General features: G+C 54.6%; 15 protein-coding genes. 8 read left to right on the forward strand and 7 right to left on the reverse strand.

Features of this window, described 5'->3' with window-relative positions:
• Positions 1–39: 39 nt before the first annotated feature.
• Positions 40–882 carry a 3-deoxy-8-phosphooctulonate synthase gene (gene kdsA / locus QEH53_RS08655; protein WP_309022773.1) on the forward strand — a complete coding sequence of 281 codons (843 nt, stop codon included), beginning with the start codon at positions 40–42 and terminating at the stop codon, positions 880–882.
• 72 nt (positions 883–954) lie between these two features.
• Here the strand turns inward: kdsA and QEH53_RS08660 are convergent, their stop codons facing one another.
• Both QEH53_RS08660 and QEH53_RS08665 read right to left on the reverse strand, forming a co-directional pair.
• A complete protein-coding gene (locus QEH53_RS08660) occupies positions 955–1,464 on the reverse strand; it encodes a hypothetical protein (RefSeq protein WP_309022774.1) in 510 nt (169 codons plus the stop codon).
• Positions 1,465–1,578: 114 nt separating this feature from the next.
• The gene (locus QEH53_RS08665) at positions 1,579–2,028 is read right to left on the reverse strand and encodes a hypothetical protein (protein WP_309022775.1); all 450 of its coding nucleotides are present in this window, start codon (positions 2,026–2,028) and stop codon (positions 1,579–1,581) included.
• Between the two features lie 171 nt (positions 2,029–2,199).
• Between QEH53_RS08665 and QEH53_RS08670 the strand changes: the two genes are divergently transcribed.
• The 5 genes from QEH53_RS08670 (at position 2,200) to QEH53_RS08690 (ending at position 12,217) form a co-directional block, all read left to right on the forward strand.
• Positions 2,200–3,492, forward strand: coding sequence for a sensor histidine kinase (locus tag QEH53_RS08670; protein WP_309022776.1), 1,293 nt, complete (start codon positions 2,200–2,202; stop codon positions 3,490–3,492).
• Positions 3,489–4,154, forward strand: a complete 666-nt coding sequence (locus QEH53_RS08675) for a response regulator transcription factor (protein WP_309022777.1) — start codon at positions 3,489–3,491, stop codon at positions 4,152–4,154. Before QEH53_RS08670 ends, QEH53_RS08675 begins: the two co-directional genes overlap by 4 nt.
• 175 nt (positions 4,155–4,329) lie before the next feature.
• Positions 4,330–6,756: an ABC transporter permease gene (locus QEH53_RS08680; RefSeq protein ID WP_309022778.1), complete on the forward strand. Its 2,427-nt coding sequence runs from the start codon at positions 4,330–4,332 to the stop codon at positions 6,754–6,756.
• Between the two features lie 28 nt (positions 6,757–6,784).
• Positions 6,785–7,531, forward strand: a complete 747-nt coding sequence (locus QEH53_RS08685; protein WP_309022779.1) for a tetratricopeptide repeat protein — start codon at positions 6,785–6,787, stop codon at positions 7,529–7,531.
• 1,080 nt (positions 7,532–8,611) lie between these two features.
• Positions 8,612–12,217, forward strand: coding sequence for a TonB-dependent receptor plug domain-containing protein (locus QEH53_RS08690; protein WP_309022780.1), 3,606 nt, complete (start codon positions 8,612–8,614; stop codon positions 12,215–12,217).
• A 172-nt stretch (positions 12,218–12,389) separates the two neighbouring features.
• On the opposite strand, the gene QEH53_RS08695 is transcribed toward QEH53_RS08690, so the two are convergent.
• Together QEH53_RS08695 and QEH53_RS08700 are read right to left on the reverse strand one after the other, a co-directional pair.
• On the reverse strand, positions 12,390–13,832 hold the full coding sequence (locus QEH53_RS08695) for a tetratricopeptide repeat protein (protein WP_309022781.1): 1,443 nt from the start codon (positions 13,830–13,832) through the stop codon (positions 12,390–12,392).
• Positions 13,829–15,151 (reverse strand): VCBS repeat-containing protein, encoded by a 1,323-nt coding sequence (locus QEH53_RS08700; protein ID WP_309022782.1) that lies wholly within the window; start codon positions 15,149–15,151, stop codon positions 13,829–13,831. Before QEH53_RS08700 ends, QEH53_RS08695 begins: the two co-directional genes overlap by 4 nt.
• A gap of 170 nt (positions 15,152–15,321) precedes the next feature.
• Here QEH53_RS08700 and QEH53_RS08705 point away from each other — a divergent pair, with 170 nt between their 5' ends.
• On the forward strand, positions 15,322–18,891 hold the full coding sequence (locus QEH53_RS08705; RefSeq protein WP_309022783.1) for an FG-GAP-like repeat-containing protein: 3,570 nt from the start codon (positions 15,322–15,324) through the stop codon (positions 18,889–18,891).
• A gap of 79 nt (positions 18,892–18,970) precedes the next feature.
• Here QEH53_RS08705 and QEH53_RS08710 read toward each other — a convergent pair whose 3' ends face one another.
• Positions 18,971–20,080, reverse strand: a complete 1,110-nt coding sequence (locus tag QEH53_RS08710) for a TlpA disulfide reductase family protein (RefSeq protein WP_309022784.1) — start codon at positions 20,078–20,080, stop codon at positions 18,971–18,973.
• On the reverse strand, positions 20,077–20,442 hold the full coding sequence (locus QEH53_RS08715; RefSeq protein ID WP_309022785.1) for a hypothetical protein: 366 nt from the start codon (positions 20,440–20,442) through the stop codon (positions 20,077–20,079). Before QEH53_RS08715 ends, QEH53_RS08710 begins: the two co-directional genes overlap by 4 nt.
• 213 nt (positions 20,443–20,655) lie before the next feature.
• On the opposite strand from QEH53_RS08715, the gene QEH53_RS08720 reads away from it, so the two are divergent.
• Positions 20,656–20,898 carry a hypothetical protein gene (locus tag QEH53_RS08720; RefSeq protein ID WP_309022786.1) on the forward strand — a complete coding sequence of 81 codons (243 nt, stop codon included), beginning with the start codon at positions 20,656–20,658 and terminating at the stop codon, positions 20,896–20,898.
• Between the two features lie 386 nt (positions 20,899–21,284).
• Here the strand turns inward: QEH53_RS08720 and QEH53_RS08725 are convergent, their stop codons facing one another.
• Positions 21,285–22,445, reverse strand: a complete 1,161-nt coding sequence (locus QEH53_RS08725) for a XylR family transcriptional regulator (protein WP_309022787.1) — start codon at positions 22,443–22,445, stop codon at positions 21,285–21,287.
• Between the last annotated feature and the right edge of the window lie 5 nt (positions 22,446–22,450).

Below are 22,450 nucleotides of genomic sequence, written 5' to 3' on the forward strand. Positions count from 1 at the left end.
TTGGTTGGCGAAGTCAATCAAACAGGGAAGAACGGGGCCATGTCTAAGGTGATTGAAATCGGAAAACTAAAATGCGGCAATGAGCTGCCATTCACCCTGCTAGCAGGTATGAACGTGCTCGAATCCCGTGATCTCGCTCTCGAAATCGCTAGCGAGTACAAACGAGTGACTGACAAGCTCGGCATCCCGTACGTTTTCAAGGCTTCCTTTGATAAGGCAAATCGATCGTCCGTCACCAGCTATCGCGGTCCCGGAATGGAGAAGGGGCTAGAGATCTTGGCAGAGATCAAAGAAAAGTTCGACGTGCCCCTTATCACTGACGTGCACGAGCCCCACCAAGCGGCTCCGGTGGCAGAGGTTTGCGACATTATCCAACTCCCAGCGTTCCTTTGTCGCCAGACAGATCTCGTGGTTGCCATGGCCAAAACGGGAGCGATCATCAACGTTAAGAAAGCCCAATTCCTCTCCCCTCGCGAGATGGGGCACATCATCAAGAAGCTGAACGAAGCCGGGAACGATAAAGTCATGCTCTGCGAGCGCGGCTCTAGCTTCGGCTACAACAACCTCGTTGTGGACATGCTTGGCTTCGGGATAATGAAGGGTTTCGGTTACCCAGTCATCTTCGATGTAACGCACTCGCTGCAGATTCCGGGAGGCACTTCCACGGCTGCAGGAGGGCGTCGCCGCCAGGTTTGCGACCTCGCGAAAGCGGGAATGTCGGTCGGAATAGCCGGACTCTTCCTGGAAGCGCATCCCGATCCCGAGAATGCTAAGTGCGACGGACCCTGCGCGCTGCCACTGAACCGCCTGGAAGGTTTCCTCGAGCAGATGAAGCAGATCGACGACCTCGTGAAAAGCCAGCCGGCGATTGAGATAGACTGAGAGTCTCGCTCGAAAAAAAGCCCGCAGTGAGTATGCTGCGGGCGTTTCTGCCTATTGCTTGTCAAAAGGGACCTAGCCCTTTGTCGCTTCGAATTCGACGGGATCTGAGTCGACCCAAACGACAGTCCAACCGGTCTCTTCGTCCGGGTAGATGTAGGTGCTCGCACCGGGCAAATCCGTGGCTACGAACTCGACGACGTTTGGCTCGAAATGAGCGTGGGCGTCAGGGTGCAAGCCGATCCAAGATAGGGTGCCGACAATCGCAATAGCAGCCGCTGCGGCCATAGAGCGGATGAGAGCTGGGAATGTGAGCAGAGAACTCCTCTTTTTAGCGATTCCCCTATTCTTGAATGAGATGGCATCCTGTATCGAGGAAATGGATTCGGAGTGGTCCAATCGCGAGGCGCTAGACACTTGGGCATCTCGAAGCAGATCGAGATTCTCCATCCAATTTTGTTCATCCGGATGAGTCTTCAGGTAGCGGTCGAGAGCTTCAGCATCGGATGCGTCCAATTCACCATCGAGCAACTGGCTCATGAGGAACCGTGCATGGTCTTGGCTGATGTCCGATACGTTTTTCATGGGTGGAAACTTGTTTATGGGCTCAAAAGGCTAAAAAGGGAAGGATCGAATGGTTGGCTTGTAGGGAAAAGGTGACCCCGTTTATCGAGGCCACTCGCAGTTGCACGTGGTGTGTTAGAATCTTCTTACAATCCTACCTTTTCGGTCGTGGTGTCCGTGGTCTCGGTGGTTATCGTAGCGACGGCTTTCACGGTAGCTGGGGCGGTGGCTTCCATGGCGATGGGTGTCTACCCAGACCTTTCTCTTGTGGAAAGTGTAGTGGCCGGAGATCCAAACCTTGCGAACGTGCCCATGGCGATCGCAGCTACGTTCGTAGTAGCCGGGAACCCAGGTCTTAACGGAAACCCAATCCCAGTAGCCATGCGAGTCGCGCTGGCCGTAGTGACCGCCGCTTCTGTATCCGACGCTGACATGTGTGTCGTCGTCGGCGATGGCGGCTCCAATGATGAGTCCTCCAATGAGGCCGCCGATGAGGGCTTCCTCCTTGTCGCCCGCTTGGGCAGTGTTGGGGAAAGTGAAGGCTGCGATTACTGCTAGTAGGGTAAGGGTGCTGATTGCTTTCATTTTCATAAAACGGTGTTCGGGTTAAATTCGTGTTTTCGTGGTTTGGGACGAAGCCTTCGCAGGCATTATTCAATCTTTTCAGCGAAAATTTGCGTGATTCTTCTATCCAGCGATATCCATGACTTTTGGCACATGACAGTCCCTTCTATTCTGTGCTAGTTTCGTTAGCTAATGGTTGAGAACGGGATAGGGCAGCGAGAGTCGGAGGAAGAAGGAGCGGGTGCGGAGGCGAATCGAGTCGAGCGCAACAACAACAATATCTTCGCGATTTTCGGCAGTATCCTTATGTTGATGGCTCTCATCCTGCCATTCGCCTATGCGGAGAAGACGCCGAGTTGGGGGCTCTCGGTTTTGCAGGTGTTGCTCTGGGCCGTGTTTTGCGCCGCTTGGTTGCGCCAAGGTTTTTTGGTGGAAAAAGCAGGGGTTGGCTTCGATGTGAGAGACTCGGCTTTGAAGCCGGAGATTCCTTCCCGTATAGAGGAGACCTTGTTGTACCTGCTTGTATTTGGGCCGAGTTGTTTCGCCTACATATACGTTGCCCACGTCAACACATCGTATTTTGGATTCAACTACGTTCTGATGTTCGTGGTCGCCGGCTTTGCGACACTTTTGTTTCCGCTTTGGTTGGCTACTCTTTACCTGGTCTACCAGTGCGTGGCGTGGGTTTTGGTGGGTCGCCTGATGTGGGGTGGATGGATGGAGCTGGATGACATCGTCAACATGATCGCGGGCTACTTTTTCTCGGCGATGATGTTCTACATCTTTCGGCGGGAGCGAAAATCTCGTAGTCGTGCGTTTGCCTTGTCGGTGGAGTTGAACAACGCCAACGAGAAGCTGAGAGCATTCAGTCGGCAAGTGGAAGAACTCGCTGCTACCCAGGAACGAAACCGCATTGCTCGAGAGATCCACGATACGATTGGACATTCTCTGACGGTCGTAAATATGCAGCTCGAAACGGCCAAAGCCTTGCTGGTATCGGATAAAGAAAAAGCCGGAGCCTTTCTGGAGAAGGCTCAGGAGGTGACCAAAAAAGGGTTGGCGGACGTGCGATCGTCGGTAGCTTCTCTGCGGTCGTCCCCGCTCGACGGCAGCGCTTTGGACCGAGCCTTGGAAACTTTGTTAAGCGATTCCTTTGGGACTGAGGTGGCGGTTAGTTTTGAACTCGAAGAAGGATTCAGTTCTATTCCGGTTCTCGTCGAGTCGGCTTTGTATCGATCTGCTCAGGAGGCGTTGACCAATGTCCGCAAGCACGCAGAGGCATCCAAAGTCTCCGTTTCGCTCGACCTTTCCGGTCAAGGGATTGTTTCGCTCGAGGTTAAGGACAACGGCAAGGGATGCTCCGTTGTCTCTGGTGGCTTTGGTATCATGGGAATTCGGGAGCGTATCCAACTTTTGGATGGTAAAGTCTCTTTTAATACCTCGCCAGGGAATGGATTTTGCCTGAGTATTTCGGTTCCTAGATGAGCGAGCGAATTCGTATAGTCTTAGTCGACGACCAATCCCTGTTTCTGGAGGGATTGCGAACCTTGTTGTCCCTTGACGATAGGTTGGACATCGTTGGCGAATGCCAAAACGGACAGGAGGCTTTGGAAACGTGTCGGCGAGTGAGGCCATCCATCGTGTTAATGGATCTCAATATGCCGATTATGGATGGTGTGGCCGCAACCAAGGCAATCAAGCAGGAGATGCCGGAGGTGAACGTTCTAACGCTGACGACCTTCGATGACGATGAACGCGTGTTCGAAGCCCTCAAGGCTGGCTCGTCTGGATACCTTCTTAAGGATACGCCCTCGAAGCAATTGGTAGACGCCATTCGAACGGTGAGTGCGGGAGAGTCGTTTCTCCAACCCTCGATCGCGTCGAAGGTTTTGGCAGAGTTTTCGCGAATTTCTACACCAGTAAAAACAGCGGAAGAGAAGCCGGTCAAACTACTGGAGCCACTGTCATCGCGGGAGGAAGAGGTGCTGGTCTGGCTTTCAAGAGGCTGTAGCAACAAGGAGATTGCGGGGCATCTTTCGCTGGCGGAAGGCACGGTGAAGAATCATGTCTCCAATGTATTGGGCAAGTTGGGCGTGCTGGATCGTACCCAAGCCGCGTTAATGGCTCGGGACCTGGGGTTGATTTAAGCCAGCGGCGAGTCCGTCTGGTGTTTCGGAAAGCGATCGTTGCTCGTGTTGCGTAACCTAGACCCTCCCTGTGGGGTAGGGTGTAGAGTTAGGTGACTAAGGGCCTATGGGATTTCGGCCCCGAACATGACCTTTGGCACGTCACAAGTCCTCTAACCTCTGGCATACTCCTCTCATGTCGATTTACCTTGGTCTCCTCGTTCGCGATTCCGCTCGTTATTGGAAACGCAAACCTCTGCAAGCACTTCTCTCAGTGGTGCTCCTCGCTCTCGGCTCCGCGGCCGTAGCCGTTCTCTGGACGATAACGGATTCAGTGGTTCGTCAACCGCTTCCGTTTCCCGACAGCCACGAACTCTATGGGATTCAGTCGGTCGACGAAAAGTCGGGCGAAGTCGTGAACTTCATGGCTCTGGCAGACTTTCGAGACTTTCGAGAGCGGCAGGAATCCTTTACCGGGTTATTTGGATACCGATCTCAGTATTTGAATTACAAGGACAGGTTCGACAATACCCGCCAGCTTTTAGGTGCACGGGTAACTCGCGACTTTGCGGATGTGCTGAAGATTCATACGGAGCTGGGAAGCTTTTTCAGCGAGGATGACTTTTCATCGGAAGCTGCTCGTTCGGTAGTGATCAGCTACGATCTCTGGCGCAAGGAGTTTGGCTCGGACAGAAATGTGATCGGTACATCGATCTGGCTGGACGAAGCGGCTTATCAAGTGGTGGGTGTAATGCCAAAGTCGTTTAACGAGCCGTCCTTTGTAAATCTTTGGACTCCTTTCCCTGATGTCACTGGAGAGTACTTCGTTCGCGATGCCCGCTATTGGAATGTGGTGGGGCGCTTAAAGCCAGGAGTCACTCCCATAGCGGCGAAGCAGGAGCTCACACAAATCGCTAATGATTTGGAGGAACAATTCCCCGCGACCAATCGTCGCCGCGGTGCTACGATGGACTCGCTTCAGACCATCATCGTAGGCGACTATTCGACTCCGTTGATGTTAATTCTAGTGGCGGTGAGTTTGGTGATGTTTGCGACGTGTTTGAACCTGGCGAACATTCAATTGATCAGCGGCCTTCAGCGTCGCTCCGAGAATGGGGTGCGGCAAGCGATCGGCGAGAGCCCGAAGCAAGCAATGGCTCGCGCTTTTATGGAAGCCTGTGTCATATGCTTCGTGGGTTGCGGCTTAGGTTGGTGCATAGCGGCTTTGTTCATAGCCAATATCGATTCGGTGCTTCCGGCTATGTTCCTGCCGCGATTAAACGAAGTCGGCATGTCCGGAACTCTTGGTTGGACGATCGGTTTGATCGCGCTCCTATCCAGTCTGAGTTTTGGCCTATTGCCAGCGGTGCAGGTGATTCGCGCGAATACGAACGACATCATCAAGAGCGGGGAATCCCGCCATGGACTCAGCCGCGAGAGCGGTCGAAGTCGTGCAGCGCTGCTTGTCGGCCAGATAGCGGTAGCAGTAGCAATCTTGCAGGCGGCGTTGCTCGTGGTCCACGAGTACCGTCGCTTGCAAGACCTCGACCTCGGTTTCGCTGAAGACGATTTGCTGATGATTACCGTCTCGCCCGGCGAGTCTCGCATGTTCGACCTGCCCGGATTGGCTGAGTTTTACTCGGAAATGGATGACTGGATCGAGTCCAGAAGTGCTATTGAAAATAGCGTTCTCACCTCGAGTCCACCGCTTGCGGGATTCGATCTTGAATTTGGATTTCAACTACAGGGCCGCGACCTCGCCGCCGAGCGCGAGGAAGCTATTACCGCGGTCTACAATACGATAAGCCGAGACTTTCTCGAGTCTCTGGAAATCTCCTTGGTTCAAGGACGCAGCTTTTCGGACTGGGACAACCGCGAATCCCAGAAAGTGGCCATGGTTAATCAGGCCTTTGTGGATAAGTTTCTTGCTGCTGGCGAGGACCCGCTCGCTCAACAGTTACAAATCATGCCTTGGATGGTTCCGCAATTCCGTCAGGTGGTTGGGGTCGTGGGCAACTATGCCCAAACGAACGTGACCGATGATCCCAAGCCAATGATATACGTGCCTTACGAGCAAAGCCCTTGGGTCTTTGGGACCTTCGTGTCTCGTGTCAGAGACTTGAATACGTTTAATTTGGAGAGGTTCGAAACAGAAATGAAGCAGCGCTATCCAGAAGTTGGGGTCAGTATGGAAGGCATAGACTCCGTGCTCGAGCGCCAGTTGTCCATCCTGTCATTAATGTATATTGTATTCGTAGGGTTTGGAGCAGCGACCCTGTTGCTTTCGCTTTTTGGGATCGGTTCGCAGATGGCCTTTAACGTATCGGAGAGATCCCGCGAGTGGGGAATCCGCTTGGCTCTCGGGGCCAAGATTGGGCAGCTGAATGGCCTGGTGGTGCGTCGCCTTGTGGTTCCGCTCTCGGTGGGTTGCCTCATAGGAATAGCGCTGTTCGCTGGCAGCTTTCGCTTCTACCGCCAGTTCGGTGGAGAGCTCGATGTATTCTTACTTTTGGCTAGCGCTCTGCTTATTGCGGTCATCGTTGTAGCGAGCGTAGCAACGACCTGGTTCGTTTCTGACCGCATCACTCGTTCTAACCCGCAAGAAATTTTGAGATCAATTTGAGATATGAATCCAATAAACTGATACAAAAATGAAGAAAGCAATTGATACAATAGTGGCAGTTACCGTTCTGCTAATGGGGCCGGCTCTGATCTCGGGAAGCGAAATCGAAGAGCTGCGCTCTGCAGTGGAGGCTACCGAATGGACAAACGCAAAGGCTCTGGGCGAGTCGTTGACAGCTGCGGATCAAGAAGGCGGCGAAGCGTTTTACCTGTTGGGCAAGGCTTATGTGGGACTGGGAGAACACGAGGCCGCTGTCGCTGCACTCAAGAAGGCCAATACGATTGTAGAGGACAACGCAGATTATCTAGCGGATTATGGATACGCTTTGATTCTGCGTGGCCAAGAGATGAATATGTTCCAAGCTGGCCCCGTCTATATGCGGGCCATGGATCAATACAAAGCGGCGGTCAAGGCTGACCCTGACCATCTGGCGTCCCATATCGGTCTGTCTCGCTACTATATGAACGCGCCTGCGATTGGAGGTGGCAGCATGAAGAAGTCGAAGGATCATGCTGCGGAGATCGCCCGCATCAATCCCTACTTGGGTCACATTGAGCACGCGATGATAGCGCAGAAAGAGAGTCGCAACGAAGAGGCGGAAGCCGAGTTCGCTGCTGCCATTGCCATGAAATCGGACGAAGCTTGGGTTTATTTCGAGTTAGCCAAGCTTCAGCAAATGGTCGGCAAAATGCAGGACGCCAAAAGCTCGTACGAAAAGGTATTGGCGCTGGATCCTAGCCACGAAGGCGCGAAGGCGGCTTTGTCTGCGTTTTAGGCAAGGCTGGTAGTCGTCCCTTCAAAAACAAAGGACCCATCTTGTGATGGGTCCCATATTAGTTTCGTGTTACCGCTAGAACGAGACCTAGTCATTCGGGACCAGAAAGTGAAAATGTCCCAAGCTGGGCCAATATCCTTGAAGCTCTAGACTCACACAAGGCTGCTGTTAGAGTGGATCCGAGATGACTTAGTTCTTCTATCCGATCGTGCTGCTACACTTTGAGTATGCATTTACCGTATCTGGAGATGCGGCATCTTACCGGCTGCTGAGGAGCAATTAGCAAAAGCAATAGCTTGGATGAGGATCGAAGTTTGGCTTCGATAGCAACTAGCCGTTCCGCAGCCGAAACCAGACGAAATGCGTGAAGCGAAATATTAACGAGACGGCGATTGTCGGACAATCGGTGTTCCTTTGCGTCTGACGCGAAGCATTTTTGCTGTGGTCCGTAGTACTCTAGCTGTCGCATTCAAGCAGAGCGTCTGGGTTCTACAAAAGACGTGAGCAAGGCAGCCAATAATCGAGCGACTCCCAGAGTTGGGTATCGACGTTGAGGAGTTGTGTTGCGGAGCGTTAATTGAGGTCCTGATAATAGGGACCACGACAATTCCATGAGTCGGAGCCTAGAGTCAGAACCTAGAGTTGGCAGTTGTGTTGAAGACGGGTAGGTCTGATTTAATGGGGTCTATTTCAATATAGAGTCTCAATTTGCGATATAAATCTCAAATACGATAGGCAATTTCTCATGCCAGAGAAAGATGCTTAATTGTATAGAGAATATCGATGGAATTAGATTGATTCGGCTAACTTTGTCGGGCTTCGTACGCTTTAGTTTGGAGTGATCCGCCCCTTTGCTCCCTCACGGTAAAGCCAACTGCTTTTGTCACCGTTTTGCAATCCCCCCCTATCAATTACCTGCTTTTTAGATAAAAACCCTATAACGTTAAATCAAACGAAGGCTAGTTTCTATAGCCGTTCTATATTTCTTTCGAATCTCCCTACCGGTTAGTCTCGTTAGAGTAGCGGATAGAGAGCATTCGACCCACAAGCCAAACCAAGAAACGAAAAAACAAACCAAATATGAATAGACCCCAAAAACTCTCCGGTTACAAGCTGACCGGAGCAATGCTTCTGATGTGCGCTCTGTCTGCTTCGGGTGGATACGGGCAAGATCAGATTGACGAGGAGGACGAGGTTTTTGAACTCTCTCCCTTTGAAGTTACGGGCGATGAGGGAAATGGCTATCGAGCCACTTCAACCCTCGCCGGCACACGTATCCGCACCGACCTCAAAGACGTAGGCTCGGCGATTTCGGTCATAACGGACCAGTTTCTGCAAGACACGGGAGCGACCGATAGCAGCACGCTGCTCCAATATACGACGAACACTGAAGTCGGCGGCACCGGCGGCAATTTTTCGGGTACGGGTGGGCGTAGCGATACGACCGAGCCGCGTCTCCGGCCGCACGAAAACACCCGTGTCCGCGGTTTGGCGCGCGCGGACAACTCCCGCGATTTCTTTATTACGGAAATCCCATGGGACAGTTATAATGTCGGACGAATCGATCTGCAACGCGGTCCGAACTCGATCCTTTTCGGTATCGGATCTCCGGCAGGTATGGTGAACGCTACGACCAATAGTGCCAATTTCGAGGATGAAAACTCGGTGGAATTGCGCTTTGGCTCATTTGGAAGTTACCGCGGTTCGGTGGATGTGAACAAGGTCCTCATGGAGGAAGAGCTTGCGGTGCGTGTATCCGCCTTGAACGATAAGACGTTCTATCGCCAGGATCCCGCTTTTTCGCACCAGCAGCGGGCGTACGCTGCTTTGCGTTACGACCCGAAGTGGCTTGCCAAAGGATCGGCTCGCACCTCTATCAAGGTAAACTACGAAAAAGGTGACATCGACGCGAATCGGCCTCGCATCACTCCGCCGCGCGATTCCATCACGCCTTGGTTCACGGATCCGAGCCTAGCAGGAAAGATTTATGATGCCCAAACCATCTCCGACAACACGCCGGAAGCAATCGCGGCCGACCCAACCGGCACGACGGGTGCCAATACTCGATATCTTCCCGATAATGTTACGCCTAACCCAAACTATTCCGCCTGGATTCAGAATGGCGCGGGCGGCGGTATCTTCGATCAGCCAGTCGCATGGTTTGAGAATGTGGGTAACTCGGAGCAGGTTGGCATTTTTGAGCCATCGCTCAGCACTACGGGCAAGCCCGCCTTGCCGCCGGGTGTCGGGATTCCGTGGACGGTCTACATGGGTATCACGAACTACCGTACTTGGGCCGAGCAGGGAGCTATTTCCTTGCCGGGCACAGCAGTTGGCGCAGTTAAAACGCCGACCCTACAAGACCGAGAGATCTTCGATTTCTACAACCACTTGATCGACGGGCCGACCAAGCACGAGCTAACCGAGTTCGAAGCGATGAACGCTTCCTTGTCGCAGACTTTCTTCGACAACAAATTCGGCGTCGAAGCGGCATTCGATAAGCAATCCTACAACGACGAAGTGAGCCAGCTCCTCGGAAGCGATCCTATGCTGACGGTGGAAATCATGGGAGTGCTGCCTGACGGCCGGGAAAATCCCAACGCCGGACGCGCTTACGTTGCCGGTCTTCCAAACGGAGGAAACCAAGGTCGCTGGTCCGAACGCGAGGCAATGCGCTTCACCGCATTTGGCGAAGTGGACTTCAGGGAGATTATGGATGATTCTAGTATCGGGAACGTGCTCGGCCGTCATGTCTTCACTGGACTGTACATGCATCAGCGTCGGGATCTGCAAACCCGCAACTGGTACAACTATGTGTTCAACGAGGACTACAAGTCGGGCATAAGTATGACGCTCGATAGCCGACGCGTGAACTCGATCCACTACCTCAGTCCGAACTTGTCCGGCAGCGCGCTGGGTAACGTCGACATCAGCCGGATTCAGGTGCCACAGGTTCCCACGACCGGCACTATCTATGACTTCAATACGAGCTTGAAGAGCGATGCTGTGGCGGATGGCGAAGGAAATTACACGGTCGACGATGTGGTTGGCTGGGAGCCTCACCGCATGCGCGTCCTAGATGGCTTCTCGGGCCGCGATCGCGACCAGCTATACAACAATGCCAATAAGACGCGTGACGATGTCGAGTCGACCGCGTTCGTGTGGCAGGGGTTCTTCCTCGATGGTATGGTGGTTCCGACGGTAGGCTTGCGTAAAGATGTCGCCGAAAACTTCAACGCAGGCGATGTCCCGCAAGATCCAGTCGACCAGTCCAGATACGTCTTTGACCCCGACTGGACAATCACATCTGGCGCGAACGACCCGCGTCTCGATCCGGTCACGCTAGTTGGGCCAAGCAATGAACGCTATTCGCGCTCGGAAGGCGACTCGACCAGTTGGAGCATCGTGGTGCACACGCCGAACTCCATCCGCGATCGCATGCCCTTCGGTTCCGACATCAGTTTGTTCTACAACAACTCAGACAATTTCGAGGCTCTGACAGGACGCACAGATGTTTACGGAAACACGATCTCCAACCCCGCTGGCGAGACCACGGATTATGGATTCCTAGTGAGCTTGCTCGAGGGAAAGGTCAATATGCGGGCAACGTGGTATGAAACCTCAGTGCAGAATGCCACGATCGAACCCGGAACAGGCAGCCTCCAAGCAGTGTATCGCATTGGCTTGAATGAAAACTGGGGTCGTGCCTTCGGAAATTGGGCGAAGCAAAAAGTTCCCGGAACCGGCTTCGACAACAACTACGCTCTCCAGGATCCTGCCCTGCCAGAAAGCGCTACCAATCCGCGTATCGACCCCAACATCGGGGATCTTCGCTATCAGCCATCTCCAACGGAGACGATTGCCGAAGCGCTTGGGCGTCAGACCAACGCTATCGACACGCTGCTCTCAAATCCGCCGCCATCAAATCTCGCGGCTCACTGGACAATCCAGCTCGAGCAAGACTGGGCAGGCGGTTGGGGAACGCACATTGGCGCGAACCAACCCTCCTCGCTAGCAGTAACCGGCGACACGTTCTCTGAGGGCTTGGAGATGGAATTGACCGCAAACCCAAAGCCTAACTGGAACGTCTCGATCAATGCATCCAAGACGACTGCGTCGCGTAGCAATCTCGCAAAAGGCTTTGCGGATTGGGCTGAAGAGCGTGCGGAGTTCTTCAGCGGTCCCGGTGGACAGGTCCAGCTCTGGAATGGTAACTTTGGCCAGCAGACAGTGGGAGGTGTATGGCTTCAGGAGTTCTATTCCTCATACCTCCTATACAAGCAGCTCGAGGGGTCCGACGTCGCTGAGCTCCGCCCATGGCGGTTCAACGCAGTCACGAACTACTCCTTCAAGGATGGCGGTTTGAAGGGCGTGAATATCGGCGGCGCCTACCGCTGGCAGGACAAGTCTGTGATAGGCTTTGGCTTGGCGGATGCTGGTACGGAAGACGAAGCTTGGGACGTAGACAAGAAGTACTATGGACCGGCGGAGGATGCCCTCGACTTGTGGATTGGCTACGAACGTACCCTGACTGACTCAATCGACTGGCGTATTCAGTTGAATGTCCGGAATGTCGTGGGTGATGATGATCTCATCCCAATCTCTACGCAGCCGGACGGCTCGATGGCCGTGGGCCGCATTCCAGAACCAACGACTTGGTCAGTATCGAACACGTTTACCTTCTAGAAGTCAGAAGCGCAGGCGGAGTGATCCGCTAGTCTTGACAATTTCAGCGCCGGGCCTCCAGCCCGGTGCTTTTTTGCGGCAGCGCTTTGTCGACAACTCCAGAACGCTCAATGCCTCCGCAAGGCTTTGAGCCCGCTAATGCAGTCGTCGGCACCGTTTGAGAGAACCTGGCTCAGGGTAATCGGTCGAATCGCGCTCGATACTCTTCGATCACTTGCGCCAAGTCGCGAGGAGCTATTTGCGGTTGCTTGCGCGCTCGTTCGATCCAACTCGCGGCGTCTGAAGCGTTACCATTGCTGATCGCGTAGCGCGCCAGAAGGATGACTGCGACAGGGTGGTTTGGATCCGTATTCACCACTTTGTGTAATTCTTCGACACCTTCTTCGAGTCGCTCCTGCTTGAAGTAGACGACCGCGAGTTCCATCGACGCGGTCGAATCTTCCGGCAGGTTTTCTCGAGCGTAAACGAAGGCCCTGGCTGCCGCGTCGAATTGTCCAGCCGCTGCATGTCGACGGCCTCTCTCAAGATGCAGCACAGGAGCCTCGGGACACTTCGCCAATCCGGCATCGAGCGCGCGGTTCGCTGCGGGCATATCGCCGATTGCTTTGAGTACCCTGACGAGATAGCTCCAATTATCCGGCTCTTCAGGGGCTATTGCGGCGGCCCGTTCGAGATAGTTGCGCGCGGACTGCAACTTCCCGAGGTCCGACATGAGATTTCCCAGCAAGCGAATAGGAAGGTCGTCGTTCGGAGCGATCGTCACGGCACGTTCGAGCAGTTGCCGGGCGCGAGCGTGGTTGTCGTTGGGATCTGCGGCTGAGGCTGCCACTGACAATCGATACGGATCGTAGCATTCTTCCATCAAGTCGTCGATCCACGGATCGGGCATCTCCCGCTGGAGTCCTGCCCCTTTAGCCAGAAGCTTGTATTCCTCTACCGCTGTCTTGTTGCCGAGTCGTTCCTCGATGCTGATCAACAATCCCCACGCGGGAGCGAATGTTGGTTGTCGCTGAACGAGTTGGAGCAGACGCTTTTTAGCTGCTTGCGTATTTCCAGCATTCAATTCGGTCCGGCTCAGTCCGATCGCCGCGTATCCATTATTTGGAACGAGCTCCAATGCTTCGCGATAGGCAGATGCCGCTTCTACCTCCTCGTTGCTCTTCAGTAGAGTATCTCCGAGTCTCACTCGCGCGGGCAAATAATCAGGGGCCAATTGAACCGTTTTTTTGAGTAATGGCAGTGCGGTTTTGAGATCGCCGTAGCCGCCTGCGATATGCCCTCGAAGATAGGTCCAGTGCGGGTTCTCTGGTTCGATCTCGATGAGTGTATCTTCGCAGGCGCTTGCCTGGGTTAGGAATCCGTTTGCGTGATACAAGCGGGCGAGTTCGGACAATCCTCCACGAGCGCTCCAGACACTTCGGCCGCGTGCTGCTGCCGCGTCTAGGCGACGTCCAAGTTCTGGCGCGAACCCCTCCAAAACGGGACGCTCGGGCAGGTTCGCTACGACGGTAGCCCGCATCTCTGTTGCCCGCCAGACCCAAAAACCGCTGGCTAGCAGGGCTGCCGCAAACAGCGCTCCGGCGATAATTCGTAACTGCATTCTGCTCCGTATCATTGTGTTAGCTCTTCTCGCCAGGCTAAAAGCCGGCTCATGCGGTCCCATGGCGGGTAAGCGTGGAAACCTCCTGTAAACAAGGTCGGAGTGTCACCATCTTCTAAATACACCGCTACGCAGGTAAGCAGGTGAGTCGGTGTTCGAGCGAGTACGCGTGATGTGAAATTCATTTGGCCGTCGTTTTCGAAAAGCATCATAGAGGCTGAATGCGGACGATCCCACTCGTTGAACGCGCTGACAGCCACGACGTCGATATCTCCGTCCTGATCCAGATCGACGCCGACCGGACTATGCGCTCCAGCGAAATCGCCGATCCGCTGGTAGGCGAAGAATCCGTTACCCCGGTTTTCTAACCACTGTACTCCATGCCAGGGACGAGGCCCGGGGCGTGCATAGTCGAAGCCATCGCCATTGCTGTAGAGGATGTCGAGTCGCCCGTCTCGATTTAAATCGTAGAGAGCGATGCCGCTACTTCCGAAATCTTCGTTGGTGGAACCAAAGATAACCTTCTTCTCGAAGTTCCCGGCGCCATCTCCTTCGAACAGGTAAATCTCTTCCCACTGCTGGGAGACGAGCGCCGCAATGTCCAAGTGGCTGTCTCCGTTGAGATCTGCTACGCAAACATTGATCGTGCCCGCCGCGTGAAGGAGGGTATGGCTCTCGAAGCGCCACTCGCCTCGGTTGCGCATCCAGCGGATTTCGCCTTGTTCGTAGCCGAACTGACCAACCGCCAGGTCGATGAGTCCATCCTTATCGAAGTCCCCGGCGCGGACATCCGTCACCCGGGCGATTTGGTCGATGATGACATGTTTCGTAAAATGTGAGGCTCCAGCGTTTTCGAGAATGAGCACGGTTCCGATCTTGTCGTTATTGGGAAAAATCTGACCCATACTAGCGACCAGCAAATCTAGATCTCCGTCCTGGTCGATGTCCGAGGGTTCGACATGCACGGGTCCGGATATACCGGTCGCCAGCGTTGATTCGGTCCATCCCTGTTCCGACTGCCGCAGCCAACCAATCGAGTTTTCCTTTGCATCGCAAAAAAGGACTTCCGGTTGGCCGTCCTGATCGAGATCCGAGACGTTGAGGTGGGTGATCCATGGCCGGCCGCTTAGAGGTTGGCCAACCGGCGCAGCCTGCAGGAGGTTCACCGGATCGACACTCTCTGCCGCTTGGGAGGCTCCTGATGAATCGGGCGCCGGTGGTCGACACCCGCTGGCCAGCGCCAGCAATAGCGCGATCCCGAAACTCCATGCCCAACGGAGTGCGCTAGGGGTAGGCTGCTGGTGAGCGTTGGGGGCTTTTCTAGAAGAATTCACAGGGTTTGAGACCAACTGAATACCCCTGTCTTGAAAAGGAAAGACTTATGCCTGTGGAAGCTCATTCTAAGGGCAGTGGTTCGTTCCGCGTCTCGTGCCGTTAGTTTCTTCCATTGCAACGCAATGCCATGCAACCTTTTGATTTTGACCAACTAAACTTGTTACCACCTATGTCTCGAAACGAACGTTTTGCCCTGTTGGCCCTCGCTCTTTTCTCCAGCTTCGTCTCGGTTGCTGATGCAGCAACCCCAGGTGTCGAGCAGTGCTCTTTGCCCGTACGCAAGCCAGACGGGGAGGGCACTTTGTTCGCTACGCTGCCGCCTGGGCAAACTGGGATCGATGTTCGCAACAGCTACGATGATCCTCGAATGTGGGACCAGCGCTACGAGGCGTTCGCTTTCGGCTCGATTGGCACAGGGGTTGCGATCGGGGATTTTGATGCCGACGGGCGACCGGATATCTTTTTCGCGGGAAAGACTGAGGGAGGCCGACTCTACCGGAACCTCGGCGACTGGCGATTCGAGGATGTGACAGAAGCCGCTGGACTTTCCGAGGCTAAGGCCGAGTGGCAGCTAGGCGCGGCATTCGCGGATATCGACAATGATGGAGACCTCGATCTCTACGTTTGTCGCACGTACGCAGCCAATTTGTTGTACGTCAATCAGGGCGATGGTATCTTTGTGGAAGCTGCTGAACCGGCGGGTTTAGGGATTGTAGATGCCAGTGTCATGGCAGCCTTCGGCGACTACGACCGTGATGGCTGGCTTGATGTCTACCTCCAAACAAATCTACTCGACATTAAAGTTGCCCCACACGGGCAAAGTGATCGTCTCTTTCGGAATCGCGGGGACGGAACGTTCGAGGAGGTGACAGATGCCGCCGGGATCATTGGAGCGAGCCAAGGCCATGCTTCCATATGGTGGGACCCGGATCAGGATGGCTGGCAGGATCTTTACGTCGGCAACGATTTCGCGACACCCGATCAACTCTATTTTAACCGTCGTGGATCCGGCTTTACGGACGTCGTCGATTTGGTGGCGCCTTACTTTCCGTACTTCGCGATGGGGATGGACGTGGGGGACGTGAACAACGATGGGAAGCTCGACCTGCTTGTGTCCGACATGTTGCCTGCCTCTCGGGAACAGTACGTTAGCGGCATGCTTAATATGCAGGCGAAAACCGCAGCTGACGTTCCATCCCATGCAGCAGCTCAGTATATGCGCAACGTGCTTTATCTCAACACGGGTACCTCTCGCCTCCAAGAGGCTGCAATCCTAGCGGGAATCTCCGCCACTGACTGGACTTGGTCGGTTCGATTCGAGGATCTGGACGAAGACGGTCGTGTCGATTTGCACGTCACCAATGGCATGTTCCGCGACTTTATGGATGCAGACTTCTTAGCCCGCGTTAACAAGTTGAATGTCGCGAAACGTAAGCAACTGGTACGGACGGCTCCAGAATTGCGCGAAAAGAACCTGGCCTTTCGCAATGGCGGGGACCTGCAGTTTCAGAGTGTCGGCGCTCGCTGGGGATTGGATCACGCCGGCATCAGTTTCGGCACGAGCTTCGGCGACCTCGATGGCGATGGCGACTTGGATTTGGTTTTCTCCAATTACGATGGAGTGCCGACTGTGTGTCGTAATGATTCCTTCAATACGCACCGTGTGCTGGTTGAGCTTCGAGGAGTGGAATCCAATCGGTTCGGAATCGGGGCGCGTCTGCAAATCGAGACGGCCGCTGGCACGCAGGTGAGAACGATAAGCTCTGCCCGAGGATATCTTTCGACAAGCGAACCGGTTGCTCACTTCGGCCTCGGAACGGTTGATAAGATCGACCGAATGACGATTTACTGGCCAAGCGGGCGGGTTCAAGTACTCGAGGCGCTCGTAGCAGACTGTCGCTACACGATCACCGAATCCTCTGTCGAACCGGGAGGGGCGGCACCACGGCCGTCCCCTCTGTTTCAGAACATCTCTGATCAAGCCGCAATGTCGGTTGTCATGCCCGAAAAGCCAGTGAACGAGTTTTCGAAGCAGCCGCTGCTTCCAGTACGTCAGCACACGCTTGGTCCAAGCCTCGCAGTTGGCGACTTGGATGGAAATGGGCTGGACGATGTGATTGTCGGTGGTGTCTCCGGCCAAGAACGCCGTTCGCTGTTGCAGTCGGGAATCAAGCACGTCGCTTCGACCAGCTCAGCTTTGAAGGTTGCCGCGGAGGCACCGGACGCCTCGCTGCTGATAGTTGAAGTAAACGGCGATGAACACATTGATCTGCTCATCGTGAAAGGCGGGGTCAACAGGCCCGCGTCTGATGGTGCCTACCAGCCGCGACTTTTGCTGGGGAGCGGAAACGGTTCGTTTACGGAAGTGCCGACGGGCGCGTTGCCGGATTTTTCTGAAAGCGCAGGACCGGCCGTTGCCGCAGACTTCGACCGAGACGGTCGGCTTGATGTCTTCATCGGCGGCAGAGTGGTGCCCGGCGACTACGGAGCGACGCCACGTAGCGCGATTTGGCGAAATATCGGTGGCCGTTTCGAGGACATTACGGACTCCATCGCTCCGGGACTCTCCGAAGTCGGCCGGGCGCAAGCGGCCTTGTGGAGCGACGTTAATCAGGACGGCTGGTTAGATTTGTTGATTGCGACGCATTGGGATGGTGTACGCTGTTGGCTGAACCAGGAAGGAAAGCGTTTTGCCGAATCCGGGGAGGAACTCGGTTTCGCCGCTGCAGGTTCCGGCTGGTGGAATTCAATCGCCGCTGCCGATTTCAACGCGGACGGAATCGTCGACTACGCGGTAGGTAACCAAGGGCTGAATACAAGATATCGAGCCACGCCCGAGGAGCCGGTGGTGCTTTTCTCCGGTGTCTTCGACCCGACGGGGCGTGCTCAGTTGATCGAGTGCGAAACGGTAGAGGGGTTCTTGATGCCGATTCGAGCGCGCGACTCGCTCCTCGCAGCCTTGCCGTCGTTGCGACAGCACGTGCCTAGCTATCAGGCTTACTCGCGAGCGACGGCGAAGGAGATTTTCGGCGCGGAGCTGCTCGCAGCTGCCCGCCGCCTAGAGGTAACGGAAATGCGCAGCGGCGTGTTCTTGAGTTCTGTTGAGGGAGAAGCGCACCGGTTCAATTTCAAACCACTGCCTCGCGTCGCCCAAATCGCTCCTATTTTTGGCTTGGTTGCCGGCGATTTCGACGGCGATGGGCACGCCGATCTCTACGCTGTGCAAAACTCGCATGCGGCGCACCCGGAGATCGGAAGGTTTTCCGGAGGGATCAGTCAACTCATGCTGGGGAATGGACAGGGAGAATTCGCAACGGTGGACCCGCAAGAGAGCGGACTCGTCGTCGGTGGAGAGGCGCGTGGACTAGTAATCAAGGATTTCAATCTCGACGCTTGGCCAGATTTCGTGGTTTCGCGACCGAGCGCGCCGACGATGGCATTTCTAAATCTGCCGGCAGAGGGACGAAGGTTTGTAAGCGTGCGACTTCAGGGAGAGAAAGGCAATCCGACGGGTGCAGGCGCGCGGGTGACGGTGTCGCTAGAGAGCGGCGCCGTGCAGACAGCTGAAGTGTATGCTGGAAGTGGATACTTGAGTCAATCAACGCCCTCGCTGTTCTTTGGTTTTCCCCAAGACGACCCGCCTCGTGAAGTAAAAGTCGATTGGCCGGAAGGGTCGGTTACCTTTCACCGCTATACATCGGGTGAATCCAACATGGAACTGATTAGTCCCCGAAAGTGAGCCGATCCGCTTTACGAGCTAAGTAGATGGAAGGACCCGGTGAACTCGTTCTCAACACGATTCGTTGTGAGGGAATTTTCTATTCCTCAGTGAGCAAGCCAAGCTCTTGGAGCTTCGCGTCGAGGGCTTCGCCACGCAGGTTTTTGGCGACGATACGGCCTTGGGGGTCTATTAGGAAGCTGGCTGGAAGGGCGCCTACTCCGTAGGTCGCGGCTAGTGGGGAGGTCCAGCCTTCGAGGTCTGAAATGTGAATCCAATCAGCCCGATCCCGCGAGACAGATTGGCTCCAGACTCTTTTGCTGGTGTCGAGGTTTACAGCGAAAATATCGAAACTGCTGGCGTCAATGCGGTCGACGAGCTTCGCGTAATGTTGGTTTTCAAGTCTGCACGGTGGACACCAGCTTGCCCAAAAATCGACGAGGATGTAGCGCCCTCTAAAGTCGCTAAGTCTTACTGTTTCCCCCTTCAAGTTGTTACCTTCAAGTTCAGGGGCGGTGTTTCCTAGAGCAACATCGCGAGCGGTTTTGATACGCCTTTGGAGGCTTCGCGTCGCTCCGATGTCTCCATGACGTGCGGAGAACGATTTCACTTGTTCCGCCAATTCGTCCAAGCGGTAGTCGCCGCTCAAGCGGAGGGAGCTGCCATATAGAGCCATGGTGTCGCCGGCTTCTGCGATTACGAAATCGTTCAATTCTTCTAGATGAGCTTGGTAGGCGTCTACCTCTGCTTGAGTGAGCTGCACGATTTCATCGTCTGTGGCATTTCGAGCTTTGGCGTCTTTTATGTCGGTGCGAGTTGGATACACCAAGCGTGCGAGCGATTCCTTTCGAAAGGTCTCGTAAGCTTGCAGGATCTTAGTACCCGGAGAGCCGATAGTACTCAGGGATCCTTCGCTCAGGCTGAGTTTGATCTTCTCGTTTTCAGCTATCGCGAGAGTAAAGTCGCTGGTGTCTTCCAACTTGAGAACAAAAATTCCGGCCTCTTCGTCACTCTCGAACCGAAAGGAACCATCAGCCTCAGTGGTGGCGGTGGTAATGCGGATGGTCGAGCGCTGGTCGATGTCGTGTCGGGATAAGCTAACAGTAACTGACGCTGGCAATGCTCCGGGTTCTGCTGTCAGTGTAAACGCTGCTGATGCGGAAAAGGGGAAGGCGGCGACCCCAAGCCCCAAGGCGATGAATAGCTTCAAATAGTAGCACACGCCCTAGTGACGTCCCAAGCTGGAAAGTGCTTGCGCGAATTGGTGATGGGTTGGGTATTCGCGTTTTGGGCTGAGTCGATATCGGGGTGCGATCGAAGCGGCGTATTCTCTAAATGTGTTTCTATGTAGTGACGTATCCAACGGTCCGGTACGATGTCACTGTACTGCTTACAGATAACGGATATCCTCTCGGCGTCGTATCCTAGGATTTCGTTGGTTGTGCGTGGGTGCAGCTTGTTGATACGCTCCGAAATGGTGGCGAGCTCGGGTTCAAACCAGTGCATCTCGGGTTTTTCGAGGTCGTATTGGAAACCGAGCGATTCTTCTGTTTCCGGATCGACGACGAACATGTTGTAGAGGATGTCGTAGTCCTCGTGCTCCAGAACGGTGTCGACGTAGCTATTGGCAGCACCGTTGAAAGTATAAGCGGCGAAACGGTCGTAACCGTCTCGACGAATGAAAATGATGAACTCATCTGTGTCCCCGTGGAAGAGGACGCCGACGGGGTGTCCGTTTATATCGATGGGCTTCCAATCTCCATCCGGACCTGAGCGATAGGCATTTTGGTTTCGTTCGTTCTCGTCTATCGTGTAGCGGATCCGGGTGACCCCATCCTTATCGGTGAACCAGGCGAGAATGCTGCCGTCGTTTTTCTCGACTCGTTTCCGGGAGCCGGTGTAGGCGTTGATCTGGTAGAGATCGTTGAACTTCTCGTCGTAGTCATCGTCCTTGGCAATTCAGGTATTTGCTCGGTCGGGAAGTGTGTCGTACACGCGGGAGAAGGTCGATTGCTTCACGCTGGTTAGCTTGAAACTCGCGGTTTAGGCCCCTATGGGCTACCCTAGCTTTTGTACAAGGAACAGTATCGTTTCCCTATCGATCCAATGGTAGCCATAGACGTCGGGATTACCCTCGACGTTGGCGTCGTAAACATGCCCCGTCTCGAGGTCGATAAGCTCAAGTCGTCTTTTGCCGTTCTCTGCGGATTGGTAGCTTAGTCCGTTGTTACCTGGCGTAGTGCGTACTTCCGATACGTCTGGCTACTTGAAGAGCCGTTTCGCGAGCTCTTTGTAATCGGTTTCGGGCAAGCCTAAACTGCTGCCTAGGCTTCCAAGGAGGAATAGGACGAGGAACTTCGTGAAGGGGAAAAGGAGGGGACGCTTGCCGGTACGCAGGCGAGGCGAAATTGGATTTAGCGAGGTCGAGTGTGTTGGCTTCGATATTGGCCTGGGGTGCAGCCTATTCGTTTTTTGAATACAAAGCCGAGGTATTCTTGATGGCGGAATCCGCAACGTTCGGCGAGGTCGGACAAGGGCAAGCTGGTGGTTGATAGCATCTCTTTTGCTCGATTGACCCGCACTGTCAGGATCGATTCGAGGACGGTCTTGTTGAGTGAGCTGCGGAATCGACGTTGTAGCACGCTCCGTGACACACCGGCGGCGCGAGCGATATCGTCGACGCTGATCGGATCGCAAGCGTTGCTACGAATGAACCGGAGGGCTTTTACTAGGGCGTTATCCTCCAAGGCGGTCGCGTCGCTAGACTGTCGCACGTGAAGGATGTGCGGTGAAACTTGCGTGCTTTCTGGAATGTCAGACTCGTTTTGGAGAATGCAGTGAAGCGTGCGAGCTGCTTCGTAGCCTACCAGTTCGTGGTTGGGCTCCACGCTACTGAGCTGAGGTTGGCAAATCTCGCAGAAAGGGAGGTCGTTGTCGACGCCGACGAGACTCACTTGATCGGGTACGCTCAGACCGGAAGATTGGCAGGCGGCGAGCACGTCCGGTCCGAACTGGTCGCTCGCGATCATGATGCCTACCGGTTTCGGCAAGGATTTGATCCAGGTCTGGATGCGGTTGATGTAGGCTGCCCAAACCTGGGAGCTCCGTTCGTCGTGTCCGACCTCGAAGCAGGAAATCTCGGATTGCAAATTTTCACGGCAAAAGGCGGACAGCTCTAGGCGGCGAGTAAGCGACCATTGTTCGTCGCTTAAGCCGAAAAATGCCATATTGCGAAATCCGTGATCCTTGAAGTGGTTTCCGACGAGGGCGGATATAGCGGCTTCGTCGCACTTGACGACTGGGTATTCGGTGTTGGCAACGTTTCCCAGCACGTCAACGACAGGAACTCCACAGGCTTTCACTCTTTCGTGTATGTCGGAGTTGGCGATTCGAGCGATGATGCCGTCTCCCTGCCAATTGTCCAATGAAGCGGGGGCCATGGCGCCGAGCGGTCCAGTGTGGTAGTAGATCGTCCAGTCGTTCCTCTCGCGAGCGAACCGCGAAATGCCGCGTACGATTTGCCGGCCCGAGTTGAGCGAGGTTTCTACGAGGATGGCTATGTTCTTGTCGGGCATTTGAT

Origin of the sequence: Pelagicoccus sp. SDUM812002, assembly GCF_031127835.1 — a bacterium.
Taxonomy (GTDB): domain Bacteria; phylum Verrucomicrobiota; class Verrucomicrobiia; order Opitutales; family Opitutaceae; genus Pelagicoccus.

Bases quoted from the DNA above. Each gene is read 5' to 3' on its own strand.
- QEH53_RS08725 (WP_309022787.1), bottom strand. From the start codon at position 22,445: ATGCCCGACAAGAACATAGCCATCCTCGTAGAAACCTCGCTCAACTCG.
- QEH53_RS08680 (WP_309022778.1), top strand. From the start codon at position 4,330: ATGTCGATTTACCTTGGTCTCCTCGTTCGCGATTCCGCTCGTTATTGG.
- QEH53_RS08675 (WP_309022777.1), top strand. From the start codon at position 3,489: ATGAGCGAGCGAATTCGTATAGTCTTAGTCGACGACCAATCCCTGTTT.
- QEH53_RS08665 (WP_309022775.1), bottom strand. From the start codon at position 2,028: ATGAAAGCAATCAGCACCCTTACCCTACTAGCAGTAATCGCAGCCTTC.
- QEH53_RS08685 (WP_309022779.1), top strand. From the start codon at position 6,785: ATGAAGAAAGCAATTGATACAATAGTGGCAGTTACCGTTCTGCTAATG.
- kdsA (WP_309022773.1), top strand. From the start codon at position 40: ATGTCTAAGGTGATTGAAATCGGAAAACTAAAATGCGGCAATGAGCTG.
- QEH53_RS08690 (WP_309022780.1), top strand. From the start codon at position 8,612: ATGAATAGACCCCAAAAACTCTCCGGTTACAAGCTGACCGGAGCAATG.
- QEH53_RS08695 (WP_309022781.1), bottom strand. From the start codon at position 13,832: ATGATACGGAGCAGAATGCAGTTACGAATTATCGCCGGAGCGCTGTTT.
- QEH53_RS08670 (WP_309022776.1), top strand. From the start codon at position 2,200: ATGGTTGAGAACGGGATAGGGCAGCGAGAGTCGGAGGAAGAAGGAGCG.
- QEH53_RS08660 (WP_309022774.1), bottom strand. From the start codon at position 1,464: ATGAAAAACGTATCGGACATCAGCCAAGACCATGCACGGTTCCTCATG.
- QEH53_RS08715 (WP_309022785.1), bottom strand. From the start codon at position 20,442: ATGTTCGTCGTCGATCCGGAAACAGAAGAATCGCTCGGTTTCCAATAC.
- QEH53_RS08705 (WP_309022783.1), top strand. From the start codon at position 15,322: ATGTCTCGAAACGAACGTTTTGCCCTGTTGGCCCTCGCTCTTTTCTCC.